This is a genomic window from Roseburia rectibacter, from assembly GCF_014287515.2.
Lineage (GTDB): Bacteria > Bacillota > Clostridia > Lachnospirales > Lachnospiraceae > Roseburia > Roseburia rectibacter.
Genome location: NZ_CP092473.1, coordinates 2,627,901 through 2,651,244, shown reverse-complemented (window position 1 = coordinate 2,651,244; position 23,344 = coordinate 2,627,901). Strand labels below are relative to the sequence as shown.

The 23,344-nt window shown below is 42.6% G+C and carries 21 protein-coding genes; 18 read left to right on the top strand and 3 right to left on the bottom strand.

The window, feature by feature from the left end; genetic code table 11:
• Positions 1 to 159 precede the first annotated feature (159 nt).
• The 8 genes from H8S51_RS12450 (at position 160) to prfA (ending at position 7,525) form a co-directional block, all read left to right on the top strand.
• On the top strand, positions 160 to 1,164 hold the full coding sequence (locus H8S51_RS12450) for a helix-turn-helix domain-containing protein (RefSeq protein ID WP_186899142.1): 1,005 nt from the start codon (positions 160 to 162) through the stop codon (positions 1,162 to 1,164).
• 51 nt (positions 1,165 to 1,215) lie between these two features.
• Positions 1,216 to 2,145, top strand: a complete 930-nt coding sequence (locus H8S51_RS12445; RefSeq protein WP_117919431.1) for a ketopantoate reductase family protein — start codon at positions 1,216 to 1,218, stop codon at positions 2,143 to 2,145.
• A 150-nt stretch (positions 2,146 to 2,295) separates the two neighbouring features.
• Positions 2,296 to 2,445 (top strand): hypothetical protein, encoded by a 150-nt coding sequence (locus H8S51_RS12440; protein ID WP_172606719.1) that lies wholly within the window; start codon positions 2,296 to 2,298, stop codon positions 2,443 to 2,445.
• A 102-nt stretch (positions 2,446 to 2,547) separates the two neighbouring features.
• Complete coding sequence (gene rho, locus H8S51_RS12435) at positions 2,548 to 4,053, top strand: transcription termination factor Rho (RefSeq protein ID WP_186899143.1); 1,506 nt, start codon at positions 2,548 to 2,550, stop codon at positions 4,051 to 4,053.
• A 158-nt stretch (positions 4,054 to 4,211) separates the two neighbouring features.
• Positions 4,212 to 4,415, top strand: a complete 204-nt coding sequence (gene rpmE, locus H8S51_RS12430; RefSeq protein WP_006859131.1) for a 50S ribosomal protein L31 — start codon at positions 4,212 to 4,214, stop codon at positions 4,413 to 4,415.
• A 158-nt stretch (positions 4,416 to 4,573) separates the two neighbouring features.
• A complete protein-coding gene (locus H8S51_RS12425; RefSeq protein ID WP_186899144.1) occupies positions 4,574 to 5,554 on the top strand; it encodes a DUF1385 domain-containing protein in 981 nt (326 codons plus the stop codon).
• On the top strand, positions 5,532 to 6,359 hold the full coding sequence (gene prmC / locus H8S51_RS12420) for a peptide chain release factor N(5)-glutamine methyltransferase (protein WP_117919425.1): 828 nt from the start codon (positions 5,532 to 5,534) through the stop codon (positions 6,357 to 6,359). Before H8S51_RS12425 ends, prmC begins: the two co-directional genes overlap by 23 nt.
• A gap of 89 nt (positions 6,360 to 6,448) precedes the next feature.
• Positions 6,449 to 7,525, top strand: a complete 1,077-nt coding sequence (prfA, locus tag H8S51_RS12415; protein WP_015520252.1) for a peptide chain release factor 1 — start codon at positions 6,449 to 6,451, stop codon at positions 7,523 to 7,525.
• An 80-nt stretch (positions 7,526 to 7,605) separates the two neighbouring features.
• On the opposite strand, the gene H8S51_RS12410 is transcribed toward prfA, so the two are convergent.
• Complete coding sequence (locus tag H8S51_RS12410; protein ID WP_408639581.1) at positions 7,606 to 8,256, bottom strand: ATP-binding protein; 651 nt, start codon at positions 8,254 to 8,256, stop codon at positions 7,606 to 7,608.
• A gap of 378 nt (positions 8,257 to 8,634) precedes the next feature.
• Between H8S51_RS12410 and H8S51_RS12405 the strand changes: the two genes are divergently transcribed.
• The 3 genes from H8S51_RS12405 to pdxR all read left to right on the top strand — a co-directional run bounded on the left by H8S51_RS12405 (position 8,635) and on the right by pdxR (position 12,747).
• Complete coding sequence (locus H8S51_RS12405) at positions 8,635 to 10,323, top strand: glutamine--tRNA ligase/YqeY domain fusion protein (RefSeq protein ID WP_117919423.1); 1,689 nt, start codon at positions 8,635 to 8,637, stop codon at positions 10,321 to 10,323.
• Between the two features lie 70 nt (positions 10,324 to 10,393).
• A complete protein-coding gene (locus tag H8S51_RS12400) occupies positions 10,394 to 11,245 on the top strand; it encodes a DUF2225 domain-containing protein (RefSeq protein ID WP_186899145.1) in 852 nt (283 codons plus the stop codon).
• Between the two features lie 11 nt (positions 11,246 to 11,256).
• Positions 11,257 to 12,747, top strand: coding sequence for a MocR-like pyridoxine biosynthesis transcription factor PdxR (gene pdxR / locus H8S51_RS12395; protein WP_186899146.1), 1,491 nt, complete (start codon positions 11,257 to 11,259; stop codon positions 12,745 to 12,747).
• Here pdxR and H8S51_RS12390 read toward each other — a convergent pair.
• Positions 12,740 to 13,381 carry a peptidase C39 gene (locus tag H8S51_RS12390; protein WP_186899147.1) on the bottom strand — a complete coding sequence of 214 codons (642 nt, stop codon included), beginning with the start codon at positions 13,379 to 13,381 and terminating at the stop codon, positions 12,740 to 12,742. The two genes, pdxR and H8S51_RS12390, sit on opposite strands and share 8 nt — an antisense overlap.
• Positions 13,382 to 13,632: 251 nt before the next feature.
• Here H8S51_RS12390 and H8S51_RS12385 point away from each other — a divergent pair, with 251 nt between their 5' ends.
• From H8S51_RS12385 to H8S51_RS12360, 6 genes are all read left to right on the top strand, one after another.
• Positions 13,633 to 15,294: an ABC transporter substrate-binding protein gene (locus H8S51_RS12385; RefSeq protein WP_186899148.1), complete on the top strand. Its 1,662-nt coding sequence runs from the start codon at positions 13,633 to 13,635 to the stop codon at positions 15,292 to 15,294.
• A 15-nt stretch (positions 15,295 to 15,309) separates the two neighbouring features.
• Positions 15,310 to 16,278 carry an ABC transporter ATP-binding protein gene (locus H8S51_RS12380; protein WP_118209533.1) on the top strand — a complete coding sequence of 323 codons (969 nt, stop codon included), beginning with the start codon at positions 15,310 to 15,312 and terminating at the stop codon, positions 16,276 to 16,278.
• Positions 16,279 to 16,283: 5 nt separating this feature from the next.
• The gene (locus H8S51_RS12375) at positions 16,284 to 17,291 is read left to right on the top strand and encodes an ABC transporter ATP-binding protein (protein ID WP_118209532.1); all 1,008 of its coding nucleotides are present in this window, start codon (positions 16,284 to 16,286) and stop codon (positions 17,289 to 17,291) included.
• 54 nt (positions 17,292 to 17,345) lie between these two features.
• A complete protein-coding gene (locus H8S51_RS12370) occupies positions 17,346 to 18,293 on the top strand; it encodes an ABC transporter permease (RefSeq protein ID WP_117919500.1) in 948 nt (315 codons plus the stop codon).
• A gap of 15 nt (positions 18,294 to 18,308) precedes the next feature.
• Entirely contained in the window at positions 18,309 to 19,184 is an 876-nt protein-coding gene (locus H8S51_RS12365) for an ABC transporter permease (RefSeq protein ID WP_117919409.1), read from the top strand.
• Positions 19,185 to 19,434: 250 nt separating this feature from the next.
• Complete coding sequence (locus H8S51_RS12360) at positions 19,435 to 20,568, top strand: amidohydrolase (protein WP_241070705.1); 1,134 nt, start codon at positions 19,435 to 19,437, stop codon at positions 20,566 to 20,568.
• An 80-nt stretch (positions 20,569 to 20,648) separates the two neighbouring features.
• On the opposite strand, the gene H8S51_RS12355 is transcribed toward H8S51_RS12360, so the two are convergent.
• Positions 20,649 to 21,881 (bottom strand): argininosuccinate synthase, encoded by a 1,233-nt coding sequence (locus H8S51_RS12355; RefSeq protein WP_117919406.1) that lies wholly within the window; start codon positions 21,879 to 21,881, stop codon positions 20,649 to 20,651.
• A gap of 387 nt (positions 21,882 to 22,268) precedes the next feature.
• Between H8S51_RS12355 and argC the strand changes: the two genes are divergently transcribed.
• Entirely contained in the window at positions 22,269 to 23,324 is a 1,056-nt protein-coding gene (argC, locus tag H8S51_RS12350) for an N-acetyl-gamma-glutamyl-phosphate reductase (protein WP_186899150.1), read from the top strand.
• The last annotated feature ends 20 nt before the right edge of the window (positions 23,325 to 23,344 follow it).

The following is a 23,344-nucleotide window of genomic DNA, read 5'->3' as shown; positions in this document are numbered from 1 at the left end:
TTCCTGGATCAAAAAATACAGGAAAATGCCTAAATTGCGGGAATTGCAACCATCAATTGACAGATTGACAGGCACATTTGGTAGCCTGCAACCGGTCAAAATGGGTATGATGGAGGCGTAACAAAGATCACATCATTGAAAAAGAAAAGAGGATGAGTTATGATTTTAGCTGAAAAAATTATGGAAGAGCGAAAAAAGAACGGATGGTCGCAGGAAGAACTGGCAGAGAAACTTTCCGTCTCCAGACAGGCGGTGTCAAAATGGGAGAGTGCCCAGTCAATACCGGATCTGCAGAGGGTGATCCAGCTGTCAGAGATTTTTGGGGTGAGTACAGACTACCTTTTAAAAGATGAATGTGAGACACCGCAGCCCATTGAGGGAGTGGAACCTTCCGACAAAGATTTTCCATTAAAAAAGGTTTCGGTGGAAGATGCAAATGATTTTATGGAAGTCCGGAAGAAAAATGCACCGAAGATCGCAGCTGCAGTTGCAGCCTGTATCGTCAGTCCGTCAGTTCTGATATTTTTGGCAGGATTATCGGAGGCGCAGATTGGAAATATTTCCGAGGGTGTGGCTGCATCGGTTGGACTGGTATGCCTGCTTGGATTTGTGGCTGCAGCGGTATTTACATTTATTTTCTGCGGTATGCAGACAAAAAGATTCGAGTTTCTGGAAAACGAATGTTTTGAAACCGCCTATGGGGTAGAAGGGCTTGCAAAGGAAAAATTAAAAAATTATGAGGGAACATTTACCAGAGGAATCGCCGTTGGCGTGGTGCTCTGCATCGTTGCGGCAATCCCGCTTTTGGTGGCAGCATGTATGGATGCACCGGATGCTGTATGTACCAGCTTTGTATCGCTGCTTTTAATTCTGGTAGCATGTGGCGTGTATATGATAATCCGTGTCGGTATAATAAAAGGAAGTTATGATATTCTTTTGCAGGAGGGAGATTATACTATTTCAGAAAAGAAACTGAAAAAGAAGTTAGATGCATTTAGCGGAGCGTACTGGTGTATTGCCACTGCAATTTATCTGGGATGGAGTTTCTGGACAATGCGTTGGGATTTTACATGGATCATCTGGCCGGTGGCAGGGGTACTTTTCGCTGCAGCATCAGGTATTTTCCGTGCGGTCATGCAAAATGAAAAGAAAAAAATAGAATGAAAACAGGCTAGTGTGAAAAATAAGATTTTTCACACGCAGGAATGGAGTAAAATGAAATATCAGTCAGTTGCAATACTTGGAGCAGGAGCAGTAGGTTCCTACATCATCTGGGGACTTACCCAAAAGAAAGATATTGATCTGTGTGTGGTTGCGTCAGGAGAACGCAGAGCACGTTATGAAAAAGAAGGATTTTTTATCAATGATAAAAGATACGATCCAGTCATAAAAACACCTGAGGAGGCACACGGCGTAGATCTTTTGATCGTAGCAATGAAATACAATGCACTCCGCCCGGCATTAAAGGATATCCGGACGGTGGTGGGAGAGAAAACAACCGTTATCAGCTTGATGAACGGCGTGGACAGTGAGGAGATCATCTCAGAGGTGATCTCTTCTGATAAAATCGTACATTCACTGATCAAAGTGGCATCGGAGAGAGATGGCAACCATGTAAAATTTGAGCCGGAGACAACGATCGGCATTATCTACGGGGAAGCAGATCTTAGCAGAGGGACAGAGAGAGTTGAAGCATTAAATGATCTTTTTGTGGATACAGGGCTTCATTACAGGGCAACTGATGTGATCCTTACGGAAATCTGGAGCAAATTCCGGCTCAATGTGCCAAATAATCAGGCGCAGGCTATGGTTGGCTGTGGCGTCGGAGCCTATAAAGACAGCGAACATATGGCATTTTTGCGGGACAGACTCAGGGAGGAAGTGGATCTGATCGCAAAGGCAAAAGGAATTGATTTTGACAAATCGGATACATCCTCAACCTTTGGCAGCAAAGTCATGGACCGCGCTAGATATTCCACGCTTCAGGATCTTGATGCAAAGCGTCACACAGAGGTAGATATGTTTGCCGGTGCAGTCGTTCGTATGGGGAGAGAGTTAGGCATTCCTACACCGTATAATGAGTTTACTTATCATATGATCAAAGCCTTAGAAGAAAAGAACGACGGGAAATTTGATTACAAATAAGAAAACAGAATGGGAATAAAGTCAAATTGCGGTGCAGTGCTGCATTTCTTACAGCTTTCATTTTGATGTCATCTGCCTGTGTAAATGGATTAATCTACAAGAAAGTGGTATTTGACAAAGCCGGTTTTACAGACACGCCGAAATCGATCGATGAGTTTCTGGGCATTAAAGGCAGATTTTACTGTTTCCGGTTATTACAGTGTATATTATTATATGCAGGAACAGGGATTTGAACATTTTCGTAGTATCTGCTTTTTTGCGATTAGGGAGAAAAATCAAGAATTAGGACTTCCTATTTAGAAAAAGATGTAGTATAATAGCCACATCGAAAAATTCAATTGTCACATCAGACATCATTTCCGCAGACGATTCCAACAGGTGAAAAAAGTAAGGAGTTTATGAATGAGAGAAAAATATGAGAGTTTATCATTAGTCGTTTTGCGTGATCTGGCAAAGGCACGGGGACTGAAGAATATTTCTTCCATGAAGAAGAGCGATTTGGTCAATCGTATGCTTGAAGAAGATGCACGCAAACAAAAAGAGACGGAGAGTATGCAGACGCAGGAAGAGCGCGGGGAGCGTGTGAAAGCAAAAGAGGGCACAGAGCGTTCGAAAGATCATGCACAGCCGAAAGAATATTCCAGAAAAAGGACGGAATATGTACCAAGGGAACGCGGAACAGATGCAGATCGTCAGACAAAAGAAAAGGCAGAAGAGCCGGTAGAAACACAGGAAAATCAGACGGCATCTGCAGCGGCAGATGATACCATGATGAGTCTTGACAGTGGAATTACGGCAAATGGTATTTTAGAGGTTATGCCGGATGGATACGGATTTATCCGCTGTGAGAATTATCTTCCGGGTGAGCATGATGTGTATGTTTCACCATCACAGATCCGAAAGTTTAATTTAAAAACGGGAGATATTGTCTGTGGTAATACAAGAATCAAGACACAGCAGGAAAAGTTTTCGGCACTTTTATATGTGACTACAATTAACGGCTATCACCCGAGTGTAGCCCAGAAGAGAAAAAGTTTTGAAGATCTGACACCGATTTTTCCGAATGAGAGGATACGTTTAGAACGCCCGGGATGCAGTGTTGCGATGCGTATTGTAGATCTTGTTTCCCCAATTGGTAAGGGACAGCGTGGTATGATCGTTTCCCAGCCTAAGGCAGGAAAAACAACACTTTTAAAAGAAATCGCCAAATCAGTAACATCAGGAAATCCGAATATGCACCTGATCATCCTTCTGATCGATGAGAGACCGGAGGAGGTTACAGATATCAAGGAAGCCATTGTGGGCGATAATGTTGAGGTAATTTACTCTACTTTTGATGAACTCCCGGAACATCACAAACGTGTATCGGAGATGGTGCTTGGCCGTGCAAAACGTCTGGTAGAGCACGGCAAAGATGTCATGATCCTTCTTGACAGTATCACAAGACTTGCAAGGGCATATAACCTTACGGTTCCACCAAGTGGACGTACCTTATCCGGAGGTCTTGATCCGGCGGCACTCCATATGCCAAAAAGATTCTTTGGTGCAGCGAGAAATATGCGTGAGGGAGGAAGCCTTACAATCCTTGCGACAGCGCTGGTTGATACCGGAAGCAAGATGGATGATGTTGTATTTGAGGAATTTAAGGGAACCGGTAACATGGAACTCGTGCTCGACAGAAAACTTTCGGAAAAGCGTGTATTTCCGGCAATCGATATCGTGAAATCGGGAACCAGAAGAGAAGATCTGCTGCTTGATTCCGAAGAACAGGAAGCAGTTGACATCATGCGAAAAGCAATCAATGGAATGCGCAAAGATGATGCCGTGGAGAATATTTTGAATATGTTTGCACGCACCAAAAATAATCGCGAATATATTAATATGGTAAAAAAGAACAGAATTATTTAAAAATATCTTGATTTTTTTGAAATCGTATGTTACACTGAATAAGCTGTTTATCGGGACTTTCCTTTGGAGTAAGTACCATATGCGGATCGGGCATACGGGTATAAAAGGATTGAACAGGCGAAACTAAATAACGATAAGAACATAAAGAGGTGAAAATCATGAGAGAAGGAATCCATCCAGATTATTATCAGGCAACAGTTACATGTAACTGCGGTAACACATTCGTAACAGGTTCTACAAAAGAGGATATCCACGTAGAAATTTGTTCCAAATGCCATCCGTTCTACACAGGACAGCAGAAATCTGCAAGAACTGACGGACGTATCGATAAGTTCAACAAGAAGTACGGCATTAACAAATAGTACGCAAGTGAACATGGTTAAAGATAAGGTTGAGGTTTATTTAATCTCAACCTTTTTTTAGAGCGTCGGATGATTTTATTCGTTAATTTCGTGAAAACCGACAGGAATGGAAAACAGTGTGAAAATCTTCTTTTTCACACATAAGAATGGAGATTAACATGAGATATTCCGGGATTGGCGGACAGGCAGTCATGGAAGGTGTGATGATGAAAAATCAGGAAAAATACGCCGTAGCTGTCAGAAAGCCAGATGGGGAAATTGCACTTGAGGTTTCCGAATATAAAGGTATTATAAAAAATAAGAAAATCAGAAACATGCCGGTCTTACGCGGTGTGTTCAGTTTTATAGAGTCGTTGTACCTGGGTGTTGCAACGTTGACGTTTTCCGCTTCTTTTTTTGAGGAAGAAGAGCAGGAACATGAAAAAAAATCAAAAAAACAGCGCGAGAAGAAAGTGCTGACCAAAGAGCAGCAGGAAAGACAGGACAGCCTGATGATGGGTGGTACGGTTGCATTTTCCATTGTTCTTGCTGTCGCGATATTTATGATTCTTCCATATTATATATCTGTATTTTTTCAGAAGTTTACAGATTCCTATATGCTGATCGCTGTTTTAGAGGGGCTGATCCGTCTGGCAATTTTTATCGGGTATGTGGCAGCGATTTCGCTGATGCCTGATATCAAACGGGTTTACATGTATCATGGTGCGGAGCATAAGTGTATTAACTGTATTGAACATGGGATGGATCTTACGGTGGAGAACGTGAGAAAGAGTTCCAGATTACATAAGCGTTGTGGAACCAGTTTCCTGCTGATCGTTATGATCATCAGTATTTTCTTTTTTATGTTCATCCATGTGGATTCAAGAGTGTTAAGACTGGTACTTCGTCTTGTGCTGATCCCTGTGATCGCGGGGGTATCTTATGAATTTATAAGACTGGCAGGACGCAGTGATAATGAAGTTGTCAATCTGCTCAGCAAACCGGGACTTCTGTTGCAGCACATTACAACGAAAGAACCGGAGGATGACATGATCGAGGTGGGTATGGCATCTGTTGAGGCTGTGTTTGACTGGAAGGCTTATGTGAAAGAAATAAAGCAAGAGGACAGTAAGGAACATGACATATCGGGAAGCAATTAATCTCGGTGAGAAAGTTTTAAATATGGCAGATGTGGCAGATGCTAAAATCGATGCATGGCTGCTGTTAGAGATGGTCTGCAAGATTGACCGCAGTTTTTATTATCTGCATATGGAGGACGAGGTAGCTGAGGAACAGTTAAGTGAATATGAGATCGCACTGAGAAAACGCGCAGAACATGTGCCGTTACAGTATATTGTCGGTGAGGCTGAATTTATGGGATTGAAATTTAAAGTCAATTCCAATGTGCTTATTCCAAGGCAGGATACGGAAACTTTAGTGGAAGAAGCATTAAAAGTTGTAAAACCGGGAATGAATGTGCTTGACATGTGTACCGGTTCCGGCTGTATTATTGTCAGTATTGTGCATAATATACCGGAGGTGGAGGGAACAGCGACGGATATTTCCAAACAGGCGCTTCTTGTGGCGAAAGAAAATGCAAAGCTGAATCAGGTTTCGGTTACATTTGAACGCAGTGATCTGTTTGATAATGTGACAGGAACTTATGATGTGATCGTATCAAATCCACCTTATATAAGAACAGAAGAAGTACTTAAACTTATGCCGGAAGTACGGGATTTTGAACCGATGGAGGCATTGGATGGCAAAGAAGATGGTTTATATTTTTACCGGAAGATCATGGAGAAATGTCCATCGTATTTAAAACCGGAAGGGCACATTCTGTTCGAGATCGGTTATGACCAAGGCGAGGCGGTATCCGGGCTTTTAAGAGAGGCGGGATTTAAGAATGTGGCGGTCATCAAAGATTTAGCACAAAATGACCGTGTTGTGACAGGAATGCTTTAGCGTGGAATGTGGTGTGTTTGTTAGAAAGATGGTATGTGAAAACAGGGAATGTGTAAAGGTATTCTTTGATACACAGGAATGGAGGATTTATGTTTGATAAATTAGAGGATTTACTGATCCGTTTTGAAGAATTAATGAGTGAGTTAAGTGAGCCGGATGTTGCAAATGATCCGGTGCGTTTCCGTAAACTGATGAAAGAGCAGAGTGACCTGACTCCGATCGTAAACGCATACAAAGAGTACAAACAGTGCAAACAGAATATTGAAGATTCTCTTGCATTGCTAGAGGAAGAGTCAGACGAGGAAATGCGTGAGCTTGCAAAAGAAGAATTAAACGATTCTAAGGCAAGAGTGGAAGAGTTAGAAAAAGAGTTGAAAATTCTTTTACTTCCGAAAGACCCGAATGATGACAAAAATGTTATCGTTGAGATCCGTGCGGGCGCCGGTGGTGACGAGGCAGCTTTATTTGCAGCTGAGATCTATCGTATGTATCTGCATTATGCAGAAAGCAGAAACTGGAAGACAGAGATTATGGAAGCAGATGAGACAGGCATCGGCGGTATGAAGAGTGTTACTTTTATGCTGAGTGGTCAGGGCGCGTATTCTGTTATGAAATATGAGTCCGGTGTACATCGTGTACAGCGTGTGCCGGAGACAGAGTCCGGCGGACGTATCCATACATCAACGATCACGGTTGCTGTGATGCCGGAGGCTGAGGAAGTGGATGTACAGATCGATGATAAAGATATCCGTATCGATGTCTGCCGTGCATCCGGTGCCGGCGGTCAGTGTGTCAATACGACAGACTCTGCCGTGCGCTTAACACATATCCCGACCGGAATCGTGATCTACAGCCAGACGGAAAAATCACAGATCCAGAACAAGGCAAAGGCATTTGCCCTGCTGCGTACTAAACTGTACGACTTAGAACAGCAGAAAGCCCACGATGCAGAGGCAGAGCTTCGTAAGAGCCAGGTTGGAACTGGTGACCGTTCCGAAAAGATCCGTACCTACAACTTCCCACAGGGACGTGTGACAGATCACAGGATCAACCTCACACTTTACAAACTTGATAAGATCATGAACGGAGATATCCAGGAGATTATTGACGCATGTATCGCAGCAGACCAGGCAGCGAAACTTGCGAAGATGAATGAAAATGCGTAAAAAACAAAAGTCATCGGAGAATATCCTATGAATTTAAGGAACCAGAGATTACCTCTGGTTCCTTTCCGTATATTCTGTTTTTATTCTGAGATTAGCCAGTCGATCAGGTTGATTGATTTTATGCCATCATAGGAAGAATCTATGCCTGTATTTAAGGAAAGAACGATTTTTTCATAGTTATCGCTGATTTTTTTGAGTGGTGCTAATTCCCGGCTACGAACATCTTCACTTGTCATTGATTCTGTGACCTGAACATAAAGTTTGTTGTCTGCCTTTGTTGCAATAAAATCCACTTCGAAATTACCAACTTTACCTATAGTAACATCATAGCCTCGACGAATCAGTTCAAAGTAAACAATGTTTTCTATTGCATGACCGCTGTCACGATCTCTGAATCCAAGCAGATAGTTTCGAAGTCCGATATCGACAATATAGTATTTGCCAAGAGTGCGTAAATATTCCTTTCCTTTGATATCAAATCTTTTGATGTCGTAGAAAAAATATGACTCTAGAAGTGCATTCACATAAGCCTGAACAGTGTGAACACTTGGGGTTCCTTTTCGCTTCCCGTTTTCAAGAAGTCCTTCATTTACCAAGGTGTTGCCGATAGAAGAAACAGAGATGTTGCTTCCAATGTTATCAGCAAGGAACATGATAATCTTTTTTAAAAGGACCGGGTCAGTGATTTTTTTCTGACCTCTGCGACTTTCACGTTCGAGAATGTCTCTTATAATAACGGTAGAAATGCAAAAACTTTAAAAAAATGACATTTTTTGCATTATAAAATAGCTGGAAACATATAGGATGGAATAACAAATACAGAGCTGCAGTATATGTGATGATAGTAGTTATAGCTGTGGAAGCAATTATTTGCTCCACACATCCTCCGGCCAGGCAGCGAAGATGAATGAAAATTAAGGATAAATAATTTCTTACCAAAATCCCCAATTCATGCTATATTTTACTTGCACCCAAGCGGTGTATCATGTATGATATAATGAGTGTAAGTGAGTCAACATATTTGAATGATTGACGAGCGGCGAATGTTGATCATGTGCTGATTTTGCACATGATATAGCATGAGTTGTTATATGAGGAGGACAGACATCATGGAGAACGAGAATGTCTCAAAGAATTTTATCGAACAGTTTATTGATCAGGATATAGAGGAAGGACATTGCAAAACCGTCCATACAAGATTTCCACCGGAGCCGAACGGATATCTTCATATCGGACATGCCAAGTCCATACTTTTAAATTCTGGACTTGCACAGAAATATAATGGAAAATTCAATTTACGATTTGATGATACGAATCCGACCAAAGAAAAATCGGAGTTCGTGGAAGCAATTAAAGAAGATATCAAATGGCTTGGGGCAGACTGGGAGGACAGACTGTTTTTCGCATCCGATTATTTTGACCAGATGTATGAAGCAGCAGTAAAGCTGATCAAAAAAGGAAAAGCATATGTTTCTGATCTGAGTGCAGATGAGATCCGTGAGTACCGTGGTACTCTGACAGAGCCTGGAAAAGAAGATCCGGCGAGCTCAAGAAGCGTGGAAGAGAATCTTGCTTTATTTGAAGATATGAAAAACGGTAAATTTGCTGACGGAGAGAAAGTGCTCCGTGCAAGGATCGATATGACATCTTCAAATATCAATATGAGAGATCCGGTTATTTACCGTGTGGCACATATGACACATCACAGAACCGGAGATAAATGGTGCATCTATCCAATGTATGATTTTGCACATCCATTAGAGGATGCGATCGAGGGAATTACCCATTCTATCTGTACACTGGAATTTGAGGATCACAGACCTCTTTACAACTGGGTAATTGATGAAGTCGGCAAGGACATGATCCCTGACAAGGATGAGATGCCTCCAAGACAGATCGAGTTTGCAAAATTATATCTGACAAATGTTGTAACCGGAAAAAGATATATCAAACGTCTTGTAGAGGAAGGTATCGTAGACGGCTGGGATGATCCGCGTCTTGTATCGATCGCAGCACTCCGCAGAAGAGGATTTACACCGGAATCTTTAAAAATGTTCGTAGAACTCTGTGGTATTTCCAAGGCAAACAGTTCCGTGGATTATGCAATGTTAGAATACTGCATCCGTGAGGATCTAAAGATGAAACGTCCGCGTATGATGGCAATCTTAGATCCGGTCAAAGTGGTGATCGATAACTACCCGGAGGGAGAGACAGAGTATCTTGAGGTAGTTAATAACCTTGAGAACGAGGAACTTGGTGTGCGTAAAGTTCCATTTTCACGCGAACTTTATATTGACCGTGAAGATTTTATGGAGGAGCCGCCAAAGAAATATTTCCGTATGTTCCCAGGCAACGAAGTGCGCCTGATGAATGCATATTTCGTGACATGCAACAGTTTTGTGAAAGATGAAAATGGAGTGGTAACTGAGATACACTGTACTTACGATCCGGCTTCAAAAGGTGGAAACAGCCCGGACGGACGTAAAGTAAAAGGAACGATCCAGTGGGTATCGGCAGCACAGGCAGTTCCGGCTGAAATCCGTCTCTATGAAAATATTGTGGATGAGGAAAAAGGCGTGTATAATGAAGACGGAAGTCTGAATCTGAATCCGAATTCCCTTACGATTTTGAAAAACTGTGTTGTTGAGGAAAACTTAAAAGATGCAAAAGCATATGACAGTTTCCAGTTTGTAAGACAGGGATTTTTCTGTGTGGATGCAAAGGATTCAACCGCAGATCATCTGGTATTTAACAGAATTGTGTCATTAAAGAGCTCATTTAAATTACCTAATGCATAAGCATTAGCTACACCGGGATGGTGCATTTGCACCCGGAAACGGGCGTATCAGGAAAGGATATGAAATACATATGAATTTATTTGCAGGATTGGAAAAATTTGGTATCAAAGCGGATAACACAACGGATCTGTTTGAAGAAGAGAAAAAGCCGGCAGCATCTGCTAATGGAGGAAAAACAGAAGCTGCTCCGACAGAAGACAGTTTTCTGTTAGACAAAGCGATCCGCTGTACTGTATGTGATAAGGTATTTAAGACCAAAATGATTAAAAACGGACGAATCAAACGATTAGAGCCGGATCTGGATCTGCGTCCACGTTTTGAATATATTGATACATTAAAATATGATGTGGCATCCTGCCCGTATTGCGGATATACAGCGATGAACCGCTATTTTGAGCATGTAACATCAGGACAGATCAAACTGGTCAAAGAACAGGTTTGTGTGAACTTCAAACCAAGTGGTTCTGATGAACCAATGGTTTTAGACTATGACCAGGCGATTGAGCGTTATAAACTGGCGCTGTTTAACACGATCGTGAAAAAAGGAAAGACGAGTGAGAAAGCATATACCTGTCTGAAACTTTCCTGGCTGTATCGTGGAAAAGGGGAGGAGTTAAAAGGAACTGATCCTGAAACATTAGGGAAGAAAAAAGAGGTAAAAGAGCAGGAAGAAGCATTTTACCAGCAGGCATATGAAGGCTTTATGAAAGCAATGTCTACAGAGATGTTCCCGATGTGTGGAATGGATCAGTGTACCGTAGATTATCTTCTTGCAGCAATGGCATATCATTTTAAAAAATATGATGTGGCATCTAAGTGTATTTCAAGGATTCAGGCTGCGCCTTCCGCATCAAAGAAGATGAAAGACCGCGCATATGATTTAAAAGAAAAGATCGTTGCAGAAATCAAAAAAAGCAAATAGGCAAAATTATAATGATTGAAATAATGATTGATCTACAGGGGGGAGCGAAAGCTCCCCTCTATGAGAAAATATATGAGTATATCAAACGGGATGTCATTGCGGGAAAGATTCCCGTCGGGGAAAAACTTCCATCAACAAGACTTTTGTCAAAACATTTGTCTGTAAGCAGAAGTACCGTGGAAATGGCATATGAACAGCTCCTGGCAGAGGGATACATCAAAGCAGAACCTTGCAGGGGTTTTTTTGTATGCGATATTACGGAATTATATGAATTTGGTCATGCAGAAAATGGATCAAAAGATATAGCTCCATTTGGGAAAAAGGGACAGAAAGAGAAAATGGGGGAAGATATCATTGACTTCTCACCATATGCGATCGATACCGAACATTTTCCATATAATGTGTGGAGAAAATTAAATAAAAATGTGCTGTTAGATGACCGGGAGGAATTGCTTTTATCCGGAGATGGACAGGGAGATTATGGACTCAGAAAGGCGATTGCAGCTTATCTTCATCAGGCGAGAGGGGTTAACTGTGAGCCGGATCAGTTGATTATCGGAGCCGGAAATGAATATCTTGAGATCTTACTGACACAGATTTTGGGCAGAAATAAGCGTGTCCTGATGGAGAATCCGACTTATCTGCAGGCATATCATACATTTTTAAATATGGGATACCAGATGTCACTGGTTACCGTGGAAGAAGATGGAATAGATCCCTGGAAAGTCAGAAAATATGATCCGGATATTGTCTACATTATGCCTTCCCATCAGTTTCCGCTTGGAACGGTCATGCCGTTAAAGCAGAGACTGGAGCTGCTGAAATGGGCTTCTGAAAAAGAAAACAGGTATCTGATCGAAGATGATCACGACAGTGAATACAGGTATCGTGGAAAGCCGATCCCGTCCCTGCAGAGTGTGGATCATTTTGATAAGGTTATTTATATTGGAACTTTTTCTAAGAGCATTGCACCGTCACTTCGAATCAGTTATATGGTGCTTCCGCCGGAATTGTTAAATCGTTATCATGAAAAATGTGGATTTTACTCTGCAACTGTTCCTAAAATCCAGCAGGAGGTATTGCGTGCGTTTATTGAAGAGGGACATTTTGAACGTCATCTGAATAAGATGAGAGGAATTTACCGTGCAAAACATGATTTCCTCCTTGCGGAACTAAAAAAGAGAAACTGGGTGGAAAAAGTTTACGGAGATCATGCAGGACTGCATGTTCTGGTGCAGATACGTACAGAAAAAAAAGAAGCGGAGATATGTGACCTTGCAGGAAAGCAGGGAATACGTATCTATGGAATCAGTGAATACGTTGTTCCGGAAATGGCTTCGAATGGATATGAGAATACAAAATACAGCAAGTATTCCATAGAAAGTGAAAAAATCGGATCTGCCGGAACTGCACCGGACAAACAGATTCTTTTACTTGGTTATGGAAGACTGTGTGAAGATGAGATCCGGAAAGGACTTTTGATATTAGATACAATTATATGATGTATTCAATACTGTTTTCGGGCGTTTTCCTGGTATTTGTGTTGAACAGGATCACAGCCTCACGTTCCTCATATGGTCCCATTTCATAAAAGCCGACACCGGTACTTGAAAGCCTGTCGATTGAAATCATGCGGTTAGCACGCTTTGGCTGATCGGTGATAAAGGTGATGCCATCTTCAAAGAATTCTTTGTCGAGTTCAGGGTCATCTATCTCTTCATAATATGGATCAAACACATAAATATCATTGTCCGAAACACCAGTCAGCAGAATATAATGCGGTACTTCTAAGTAGACACGGAGCAAAACAGCACCACCCTGCTGCAGGGCACCGATAATATGGCTGTTTTGGGATAATACGACATCTTTTTTAGATAGAAAATTGCAGGAAATAGGAAAGTTTTTCACTTGTCCAAACTGGGTGAGCCAGTTGCTTAAAAACATCATGGCAGATGCGGAAGTACCGCGTTTTCCTACCTCACCGGCTTCATTATAAGAATCGAGACAATAGAGCATAATATATTTGACAATATCAGGATAAATTTCTTCACGGTCAAACAGATATCGGATTGCATTTGTCAAGGTGGTCGGGCCACAGTCATATTCAGTGGATTGATAGATTAACAGATTTTTCATGTGTATTGCCTCTTTTCTTTATTCTAAGGAATACTATAATCAGCCGTAATTTTTTTGTCAATCTGAAAGATGCTAAGTTGTGAATCACCTTTTGACACCTGGATATTCTGAAAAAATGATTGACAATTTAAAAAAGAAAAAATATAATTTACCTAATTCCTAGTGGATTACTAGTAATAATGTGCAAAAAGTACTGGTTTATGTGCGAGAAGCGGGCATAATACAGTTTTTTGTCAGAAAGTGAGGAAATTATGAGAAAAGAAAGAAGATGGAAAAAAGTCCTGTCGGCGCTTATGCTTACGGCTGCGATGGGGATTACTGCTGTTGGATGCGGGACTTCTGGCGGCAATACAGGCAGTCAGCCGCAGGGGGAAAATGCTGCAGCAACAGAGATGGCAGAAGTTTCAGATGATATTGTAAACATTGGTGTTACGGATACACTTGGAACATTAAATCCGCTTTTGATGGATGGCGGTGAGATCAATAAATATGCGACCAGCCTGATGTTTCTTCCACTGGTGGAATTAAATTCCAAACTGGAATTTGAAGGTGAGATTGCTGATTCTGTCACAACGGAAGATAATAAAAATTTCATCGTGCATATCGATGAGAAAGCAACCTGGTCAGATGGCGAGAAGATCACTGCAGATGATGTGGTATATACAGCACTTCGTCTGACTTCCCCGGTTATTGGAAATACCTCCATGATGTATTATGTGTTTGAAGGTGTCGGAGATGACGGTTTTACGGAAGAGGGAGCGGAGAGTATCGACGGTATCAAAGCGATTGATGATGCAACAGTACAGTTTACTACAAAAGATGAGATGTCATTAGCCACATTTGAAAATTCCTATGCACGTTATCTGATGACACTTCCAAAACATGTGATCGAGCAGTACAGTGAGGAAGAATTAAAGACGGCTGACTGGTTTAATCATCCGGATGTGGTCAGCGGACCATATATGGTGACGGATTTTGATGTCGATCATTATATTTCTTATAAAGCGAATGAAAATTACTGGAAAGGTGCACCAAAGATCGCGAAACTCAATATCAAGATCGTAAGCGGCAGTCAGCTTTATGCCGGATTACAGTCCGGGGAGATCGACATTACACAGCCGACAATGAGTGTTATCCCACAGGAAGATTATGACAGCATTGAAGGACTTTCCAATGTGAATGTTGTATACGGAGAACCGGTAACAAACCAGTCCGTGTTTATCCAGACAAAGAATGTTCCTGATGTGCGTGTGCGTCAGGCAATGTTATATGCAATTGACCGTAAGATGGTTTTAGAGCAGCTTTTAAAAGGAAAAGGTGAAGTTGTAGACGGATTTCTTTCTTCTGCAAGTCCTTTTTATGACGATGGCATCGTTCCGGTAGAACAGGATGTGGAGAAAGCGAAAGAACTTTTAGCAGAGGCCGGATGGGACGGATCACAGACTTTACGTTTTTGTGTGAATTCCGGAGACGGCGCATTCGTAAATGCAGCAAATGTGTTTGTGGCACAGTGGGCTGCAGTTGGTATTAAGGTGGAAGTGCAGACAGTGGATTTTGCAACCCTGATGTCTGTAGCAGGTACAAATGATTATGATATTTTGGCGGTACAGTATACTTATGCGCCGGTTGATCCATACCCGGATGTAGCATGGCTTTTAGGTGGCGAGGAGAGCTGGACCGGATACGGAGATGACAGTGTAAATGAAGCACTTGCAAAGACACAGACGACAAGTGATATTGATGAGATCAAAGGTCTTTATTCAGTAGTGGATCAGAAAGTGCAGGAAGATGTGCCGATGTTCTCTGCTTATATTGTCAGTGCGCAGGCGGCTGTTAACAAACGTCTGGTAAATGCCACACCAAGTGTGTATGGTTTCTTTAATAATGTAGAACAGTGGGAAATTACGAAATAAGGAACGGGAAAATCAATGTCAAAATTATTACAGGTAAATGATCTGACGACAGCGTTTACCGGAGATTTTGGAAAAAAGATCAGTGTGGATCATGTCAGTTTTGAAGTTGCAGAAGGAGAAACGGTTTGTATCGTTGGTGAGTCCGGCTGTGGCAAGAGTGTGACATCACTGTCTATAATGGGATTATTAGGAAAGGGCGGAGCTGTTATTGACGGCTCTGTCCTCTTTACAAACAAAAATCTGCTAGATATGGATGAAAAGCAGTTAGATATGATCCGCGGAAATCAGATGACGATGGTTTTTCAGGACCCTTTAACGTCGTTAAATCCGGTGTTTACGATTGGAAGTCAGATTACGGAGAGTATACGCATCCATCTGCATCTTTCAAAAAAAGAAGCAAAAGAGAGGGCTGTTACGATTTTAGAGAAAGTCGGGATGCCGGATGCGCGTGCAGCAATGAAAAAATATCCGCATATGTTATCCGGAGGGATGCGTCAGCGTGTGATGATCGCGATGGCACTTTGCTGCAATCCAAAGCTTCTCATTGCGGATGAACCGACAACGGCGCTGGATGTGACGATTCAGGCTCAGATCATGGAGCTGATGAAAGAACTGCAAAAAGAGATTGGGATGTCAGTGATCCTGATCACACATGATATTGGACTTGTGGCGCAGATGGCGGATCGTGTGCTTGTTATGTATGCGGGACAGATTATAGAGATGGCATCAGTGAAAGATCTTTTTTATCATCCGGCACATCCGTATACGAAAGCACTGCTTGATACGGTTCCGGGTATTTATGATGAGAGTGGAAGGACACTTGCATCAATTCCGGGCATTGTACCGGAAAATTATGACCAGATCACAGGGTGCCGGTTTGCAGACCGCTGTGCATTTGCCGGAGAAGGCTGCGTGGAAAAGCAGGAGATGAAAGAGACAGAAAAGGATCATTTTGTACGCTGCCATAAGGCTTGCAGGAGTTAAATGGAATGGATAAAGAACTGATCAGAGTAGAAAAATTAAAAAAATATTATGACATCAAAGGTGGTATCATTACCCATACTGTCAGTCAGGTACAGGCAGTTGACGGTGTTGATTTTTCAATAAAAAAGGGCGAGACACTTGGTCTGGTTGGAGAGTCCGGATGTGGAAAATCCACGATCGGACAGCTTTTAGTCGGGCTGATTTCACCGACGGACGGAGCGATTTACTATCATGGAGAAAAAATCGCTGCAAAATCACTTACCCACAATGAAAAAAAGGCACGAAAACAGGCAGGAACCGGTCTTCAGATGATCTTTCAGGATTCCTATTCCTCTTTAAATCCCCGGAAACGTATCTATGATATTTTGGCACAGCCAATGTTATATCATGGAATTTCGGATAAGAGAACAATTGACACTGATATAAAACAGCTTTTAGATATGGTCGGACTGCCCCAGAGCACACTTTTAAAATATCCGCATGAATTTTCGGGTGGACAGAGACAGCGTATTGGAATAGCAAAAGCGTTGTCATTAAAACCGGAGTTCATCGTGTGTGATGAACCGGTCAGTGCACTTGATGTGTCGATACAGGCACAGATATTAAATCTGATCCGTGAGTTACAAAATGAACTGGGACTGACAAGTCTGTTTGTGGGGCATGGTCTTGGAGCTGTCCGTTACGTGAGTGACAGGATCGCGGTTATGTACCTTGGGAAGATCGTTGAGATCGCAGATGCCAGTGAAGTGTTCTTACATCCTGCACATCCGTATACAAAAGCGCTGACACATGCAGCACCGGTTGCAGATCCGGGACACCGGGAAGAAAAGCCTGCAGTTTTAAAAGGCGAGGTTGCTTCCGCGGTGCATCCTCCAAAAGGATGCCGGTTTCATCCGAGGTGTCCGTATGCGAGAGACGACTGCCGGCTGAGTGAGCCGGTGCTTTTACCGATTGCCGGAAAACCGGATCATCTGGTGGCATGTCCTTATTATGAGGGGACAGAAAATGCGTAAAATGCGGTGATGCACAAAAGCAGTGATGCAAAAGTGCAGGAAATGAGGAATCATATGACAAAATATATTATCAAACGTATCCTGATCGCGATTCCGGTATTGCTCGGTATTACTGTGATCGATTATGCGATCATGTGTATGGCGGGGAGTCCGCTTGAAATGCTGCAGGGACCGCGTGTTTCGGAAGCTGCAGTACAGGCAAAAGCAATAGCACTTGGACTCGACAAACCATTTTATGTGCAGTATTTTGTGTGGCTGGGACAGCTTCTGCATGGGAATATGGGATATTCCATTAAAAATTACCAGCCTGTTGCAGATATGATCGCAAGCCATCTGGGACCAACATTGCTTTTGATGGGGGTATCACTGTTTGTCAGTATATTGCTTGCTGTTCCGTCAGGAATTTACAGTGCAATCCATCAGTATTCAAAAGGTGATTATACGGTAGTGACATTATCATTTCTTGGCAGCAGTATTCCGGGATTTTTCCTTGCCATGCTTCTCATCTATCTGTTTACAGTCAAATTGGGCTGGCTGCCTTCCGGTGGAATGACAACGCTTGGCACGTCCGGTGGTGCAGCAGATGTGGCGGCACATATGGTTATGCCGGTCATTGTCCTTGCGGTGTCCATGGCAGGAACAAATATCCGCTATATCCGCAGTGCAGTGCTTGAAATCTTACAGCAGGATTATCTGCGTACAGCACGGGCAAAGGGAATCGGACATTTTCTTGTCATCAATAAACATGCACTGCGCAATGCCTTAGTTCCGATCGTGACGGTCATTGGAATGGAAATACCGGTATTGTTTGGAGGTTCTATTATTGTGGAGCAGGTATTTTCCTGGCCGGGACTTGGTCTTATGACGATGAGTGCGATCACAAACCGTGATTATCCGGTTATTATGGGAGTCTGTCTGCTCTCAGCGATCGTTGTACTGCTCGGTAATCTTCTGACAGATATTTTATATGCGGTAGTAGATCCGACGATAAAACTTCAGTAAAGAGGTTGAATTTGTATGATAAAAAAGAAAAAAGAAAACTTAAATGAAACATATATGCAGATGGTGCTGCGTCGTTTCCGTGCACATCATCTTGCAAAAATCAGCCTTGTGATACTGGTTGTTGTCGGACTGGCGGCATTGTTTGCACCGGTTGTTGCGCCTTATGACCCGGATGCAATTGTCGGAACGTTTAGTGGAGCACCGTGTAAAGAGTTTATTCTTGGAACAGATCAGATCGGCAGGGACGTATTCAGCAGGCTTTTATATGCAACAAGGATATCACTGCTTGTGGGAATCCTTGCTACAGCCATATCGACGGTGATTGGTGTGGTACTTGGCCTGATCGCGGGATATTTTGGCGGAGTGGCAGATATGATACTGATGCGTTTTACGGATATGGTCATGTCTTTTCCTTATATCCTTCTGGTGCTTGTTGCAGCAGCGATCTTTAAACCGGGATTGTGGAGTATTATTCTGATTCTGGGATTTGTAGACTGGCCTGGGGTAGCAAGACTGGTACGTGGAAATGTGCTCAGCTTACGTGAAACAAATTTTGTCAAAGGAAATGTAGTGGCAGGCATGCCGCTTCGTCATATCCTGTTTTCCGAGATTTTGCCAAATACGGTTGCTCCGATCCTCGTATATGCAACTTCTGTTATGGCAATCTCCATGTTAGATGAGGCGGCGTTAAGTTTCCTTGGCATGGGTGTGCAGCCTCCAATGGCAAGCCTTGGAAATATGTTAAACGGAGCACAGTCTATTACGGTACTGACGTCACAGCCTTGGCTCTGGCTGCCTCCGGGGATTATGATCGTTGTGCTGGTTATTTCCATCAACTTTGTTGGGGATGCACTGCGTGATGCATTTGATCCGTCTGGTGGGCGCAGATAGGTGCCCATGGATCATGAGCTTCCCTGTGTAGGGTGGTTCTGGAGGGTTACGATTGGCAAATTGCATCAAGCCGGGACTGTTTTGTTTCCGTTGTCCGAAAATAAGAAAGTGATTTCACTCTGATAATAATCAGAGTGAAATTAGTATGCCTGATTCAGGTTGGGGCGGAGTGACGCATGCCTCAACAAACCAGCATTTGCCGGGCGGCTTATGATATTATATTATGCAGAAAAGCAGAATGGAGAAGTATATGGAACAGAAAGTATTAGAGCAGAAACTTACGGATTTCTTTGAGGAACTTCACAGTCACCCAGAGCTATCCTATGAGGAATATGAGACGACAGAGCGGATCAAAAGAGAACTTCATGCAGCAGGAATCGAAATTTTACAGACACCATTAAAAACCGGCGTGGTTGCCATAATACGAGGCGCACAACCGGGAAAAACATATGGATTGCGTTGTGACATTGATGCACTGCCGATCATGGAGGAGACAGAGCTGCCTTATAAGTCAGAAATTCCGGGAAAGATGCATGCCTGCGGACATGATTTCCATACGGCAGCAGTGCTTGGAACAGCATTACTCTTGCAGGAGCGAAAAGAGAAACTGCATGGAAATGTAAAAATTCTGTTCCAGCCGGCAGAGGAGTCGTCACATGGAGCAGAGACGGTTCTGCAGACAGGGATACTTTCTGATGTGGAGGCGATTTTTGGTCTGCACACAGCAGCATATCTTCCGGTTGGCACACTTGGAATCCGTGCCGGAAGTGTTATGGCGGCGGTAGACCGGTTTGAATTAAATATTACGGGTACAGGCTGCCATGGCGGTCATCCGGATGAGGGAGTGGACACGATACTTGTGGCGGCATCTGTGATACAGGCATTGCAGAGCATTGTCGGCAGAAACTTAAATCCGTTTCATACGGGGGTGGTCAGTGTGACAAGGATTCATGGCGGTAATACCTGGAATGTGATTCCGGATAAAGTGGAATTAGAGGGAACAGTTCGTTCCATGGACAAAGAGGATCGTGTTTTTATAGAAAAACGCATGCGCGGGATTGCAGAAAACATAGCCGCAGCGTATGGTGCGAAGGCAGAATTACTATGGTATCCGGGACCTCCTGCAACAGTCAATGAGGAAACATGGAGTGCGTTTGCAGAAGATGTGGCAAAAGAATGTGGCTATGAGGTTGTTCCACAGCGAAATTCAACAGGTGGAGAGGATTTCGCATTTTATCTGGAAAAGATACCGGGATGTTTTATCAATGTCGGGACAGGGGTTGGTTATCCAAACCATCATCCACAATTTTATGCGGATGAGGCTGCACTTGCACCGGCGGCAGAGTATTTTGCAAGACTGTTAGAAGAAGCACTTGGTAAATAATACAAAAACAGGAGTCCTTGCGGGCTCCTGTTTTTTGATCTCAGATCATGAACTGTCTGAATTGAAATCAGAATTTCTGATTAATCCTCGTATTTGTTTTTCTCGCCGATCTCCTGCATTTTCATAGCACGAACTTTTAATGGAAGTCCGAACAGTGTGATAAATCCGGAAGCATCATGATGGTCATAAAGATCACCGGTTGTGAAACTTGCGAGTGACTCACTGTACAGAGAATATTTTGAAGTAGTTCCGGCTTTGATGATGTTACCTTTGTATAATTTGAATTTTACTTCACCGGTTACATATTCCTGTGTGGAAGTAACGAAAGCTCTGACTGCATCACATAAAGGTGTGAACCATTTTCCTTCGTAAACGATCTGGGCAAGTTTGTTTCCCATATCTTTTTTTACTTCCATGGTAGCACGGTCTAAAACAAGCTCCTCTAACTGCTGATGAGCTTCCATTAAGATCGTTCCGCCAGGAGTCTCGTATACACCGCGGGATTTCATACCAACAACACGGTTCTCAACGATATCAATGATGCCGACACCATGTTTGCCGCCGAGACGGTTTAATTCACGGATGATATCGGAAACCTTCATCTCTTTTCCGTTTACGGAAGTCGGAACACCTTTCTCAAATGTCATAGTTACATATTCGCCTTCTTCCGGAGCTTTTTCCGGGGAAACACCGAGAACTAAAAGGTGGTCGTAGTTAGGCTCGCATGCAGGATCCTCTAATTCAAGACCTTCATGGCTGATGTGCCAGATGTTACGGTCACGGCTGTAGCTTGTGTCGGCAGAGAATGGAAGATGAATGCCGTGTGCTTTGCAGTATTCGATCTCTGATTCACGGGAATCCATAGTCCACTTCGGATCTCTCCATGCAGCGATGATCTTTAAGTCAGGAGCAAGTGCTTTGATGCCAAGCTCGAAACGGATCTGATCGTTTCCTTTACCGGTAGCACCGTGGCAGATTGCAGTAGCGCCTTCTTTTCTTGCAACTTCAACTAATTTCTTAGCGATCAGAGGACGTGCCATAGAGGTTCCAAGTAAATATTTGTTCTCGTAAATGGCATTTGCCTGAACACATGGCATAATGTAATCATCACAGAACTCGTCGATGATATCTACAATGTATAATTTGGAAGCTCCACAGGAGATAGCTCTTTCTTCAAGACCGTCTAATTCTTCTTCCTGACCGCAGTCGATACAGCAGCAGATAACTTCGTAATCATAATTTTCCTTTAACCATGGAATAATGGCGGTGGTATCAAGTCCGCCGGAGTACGCTAAAATAACTTTTTCCTTCATGTGATACAGCCCTTTCTGTTATGTATATTTGATCTATTTGTTTCCAGATCATTGACTAAAAACAATATACAACAAAAAATATAGAAACGCAAGTGAAAAAATATACATTCATTATTCATAAAAATGCATAAAGATTATACAAAATGCAGAAAAAGGCTTAATATATAGTATGCTAAAGAAAAAAGATAAAAAATGGTATTGCATAAAAAATAAAACGAATGTATAATTATGCAATATCAAACAGCGTATGAAAAAAGATACTTTACGACTGCGATGAGGTGTATTAATATAGGAAGAAAGATGCTTATGCAGGTATGCCTGTATACAATGACAGATAAGAAATTTTAAAAGGCATATAAAATAAGGATAAGCAGAAAGGACGAAAAAATGATAAGAGCAGGAATTATCGGAGCAACCGGTTATGCAGGAAATGAACTGGTTCGTATTTTAATGGGACATAAAGAAGTGGAGATCAAATGGTATGGATCCCGCAGTTACATAGATAAAAAATATGCAGAAGTTTATCAGAACATGTTTGAGATCGTGGATGATGTGTGCTTAGACGATAACATGGATGAACTTGCAAGCCAGGTGGATGTGATCTTTACAGCAACTCCGCAGGGATTTTTAGCAGGGGTGCTGACAGAAGATATATTAAATAAGGTAAAGATCATAGATTTGAGTGCTGATTTCAGAATCAAGGATGTATCTGTTTATGAGAAATGGTACAAGATCGAGCACAAGACTCCGCAGTTTATTGAAGAAGCTGTTTATGGACTCTGTGAGATCAACCGTGATAAAGTAAAAGGAGCAAGATTGATTGCAAATCCGGGTTGTTATACCACTTGCTCTATTCTGACAGCGTACCCGCTTGTAAAAGAGGGCATGATCGATCCTAATACGCTGATCATTGATGCAAAATCAGGAACTTCCGGTGCAGGGCGTGGCGCGAAACTGCCAAATCTGTTCTGTGAAGTCAATGAAAACATGAAAGCATATGGAGTGACAAATCACCGTCATACACCGGAGATCGAGGAACAGCTTGGTTATGCGGCAGGAAAAGAGATCGTTGTTAATTTTACACCGCATCTGGTTCCGATGAACCGTGGTATTCTTGCAACAGAGTATGCGACACTGGTGAAAAAAGCAGATGGCAGCCTTCCTTCTGATGAAGAAGTAAAAGCAGTCTATGATAAATATTATGCGAAAGAAAAATTTGTCCGTGTACTTGAGAAAGATATCTGCCCGGAGACGAAATGGGTAGAGGGCAGCAACTATGTGGATGTCAACTTTAAGATTGATGAGAGAACCGGCCGTATCGTGATGATGGGAGCACTTGATAATCTGGTAAAAGGTGCAGCAGGTCAGGCGGTACAGAACATGAACCTGTTATTTGGTTTTGATGAGGCAGAAGGCTTAAATATGGTTCCGATGTTCCCATAAAGTGGATGGACGATTACATT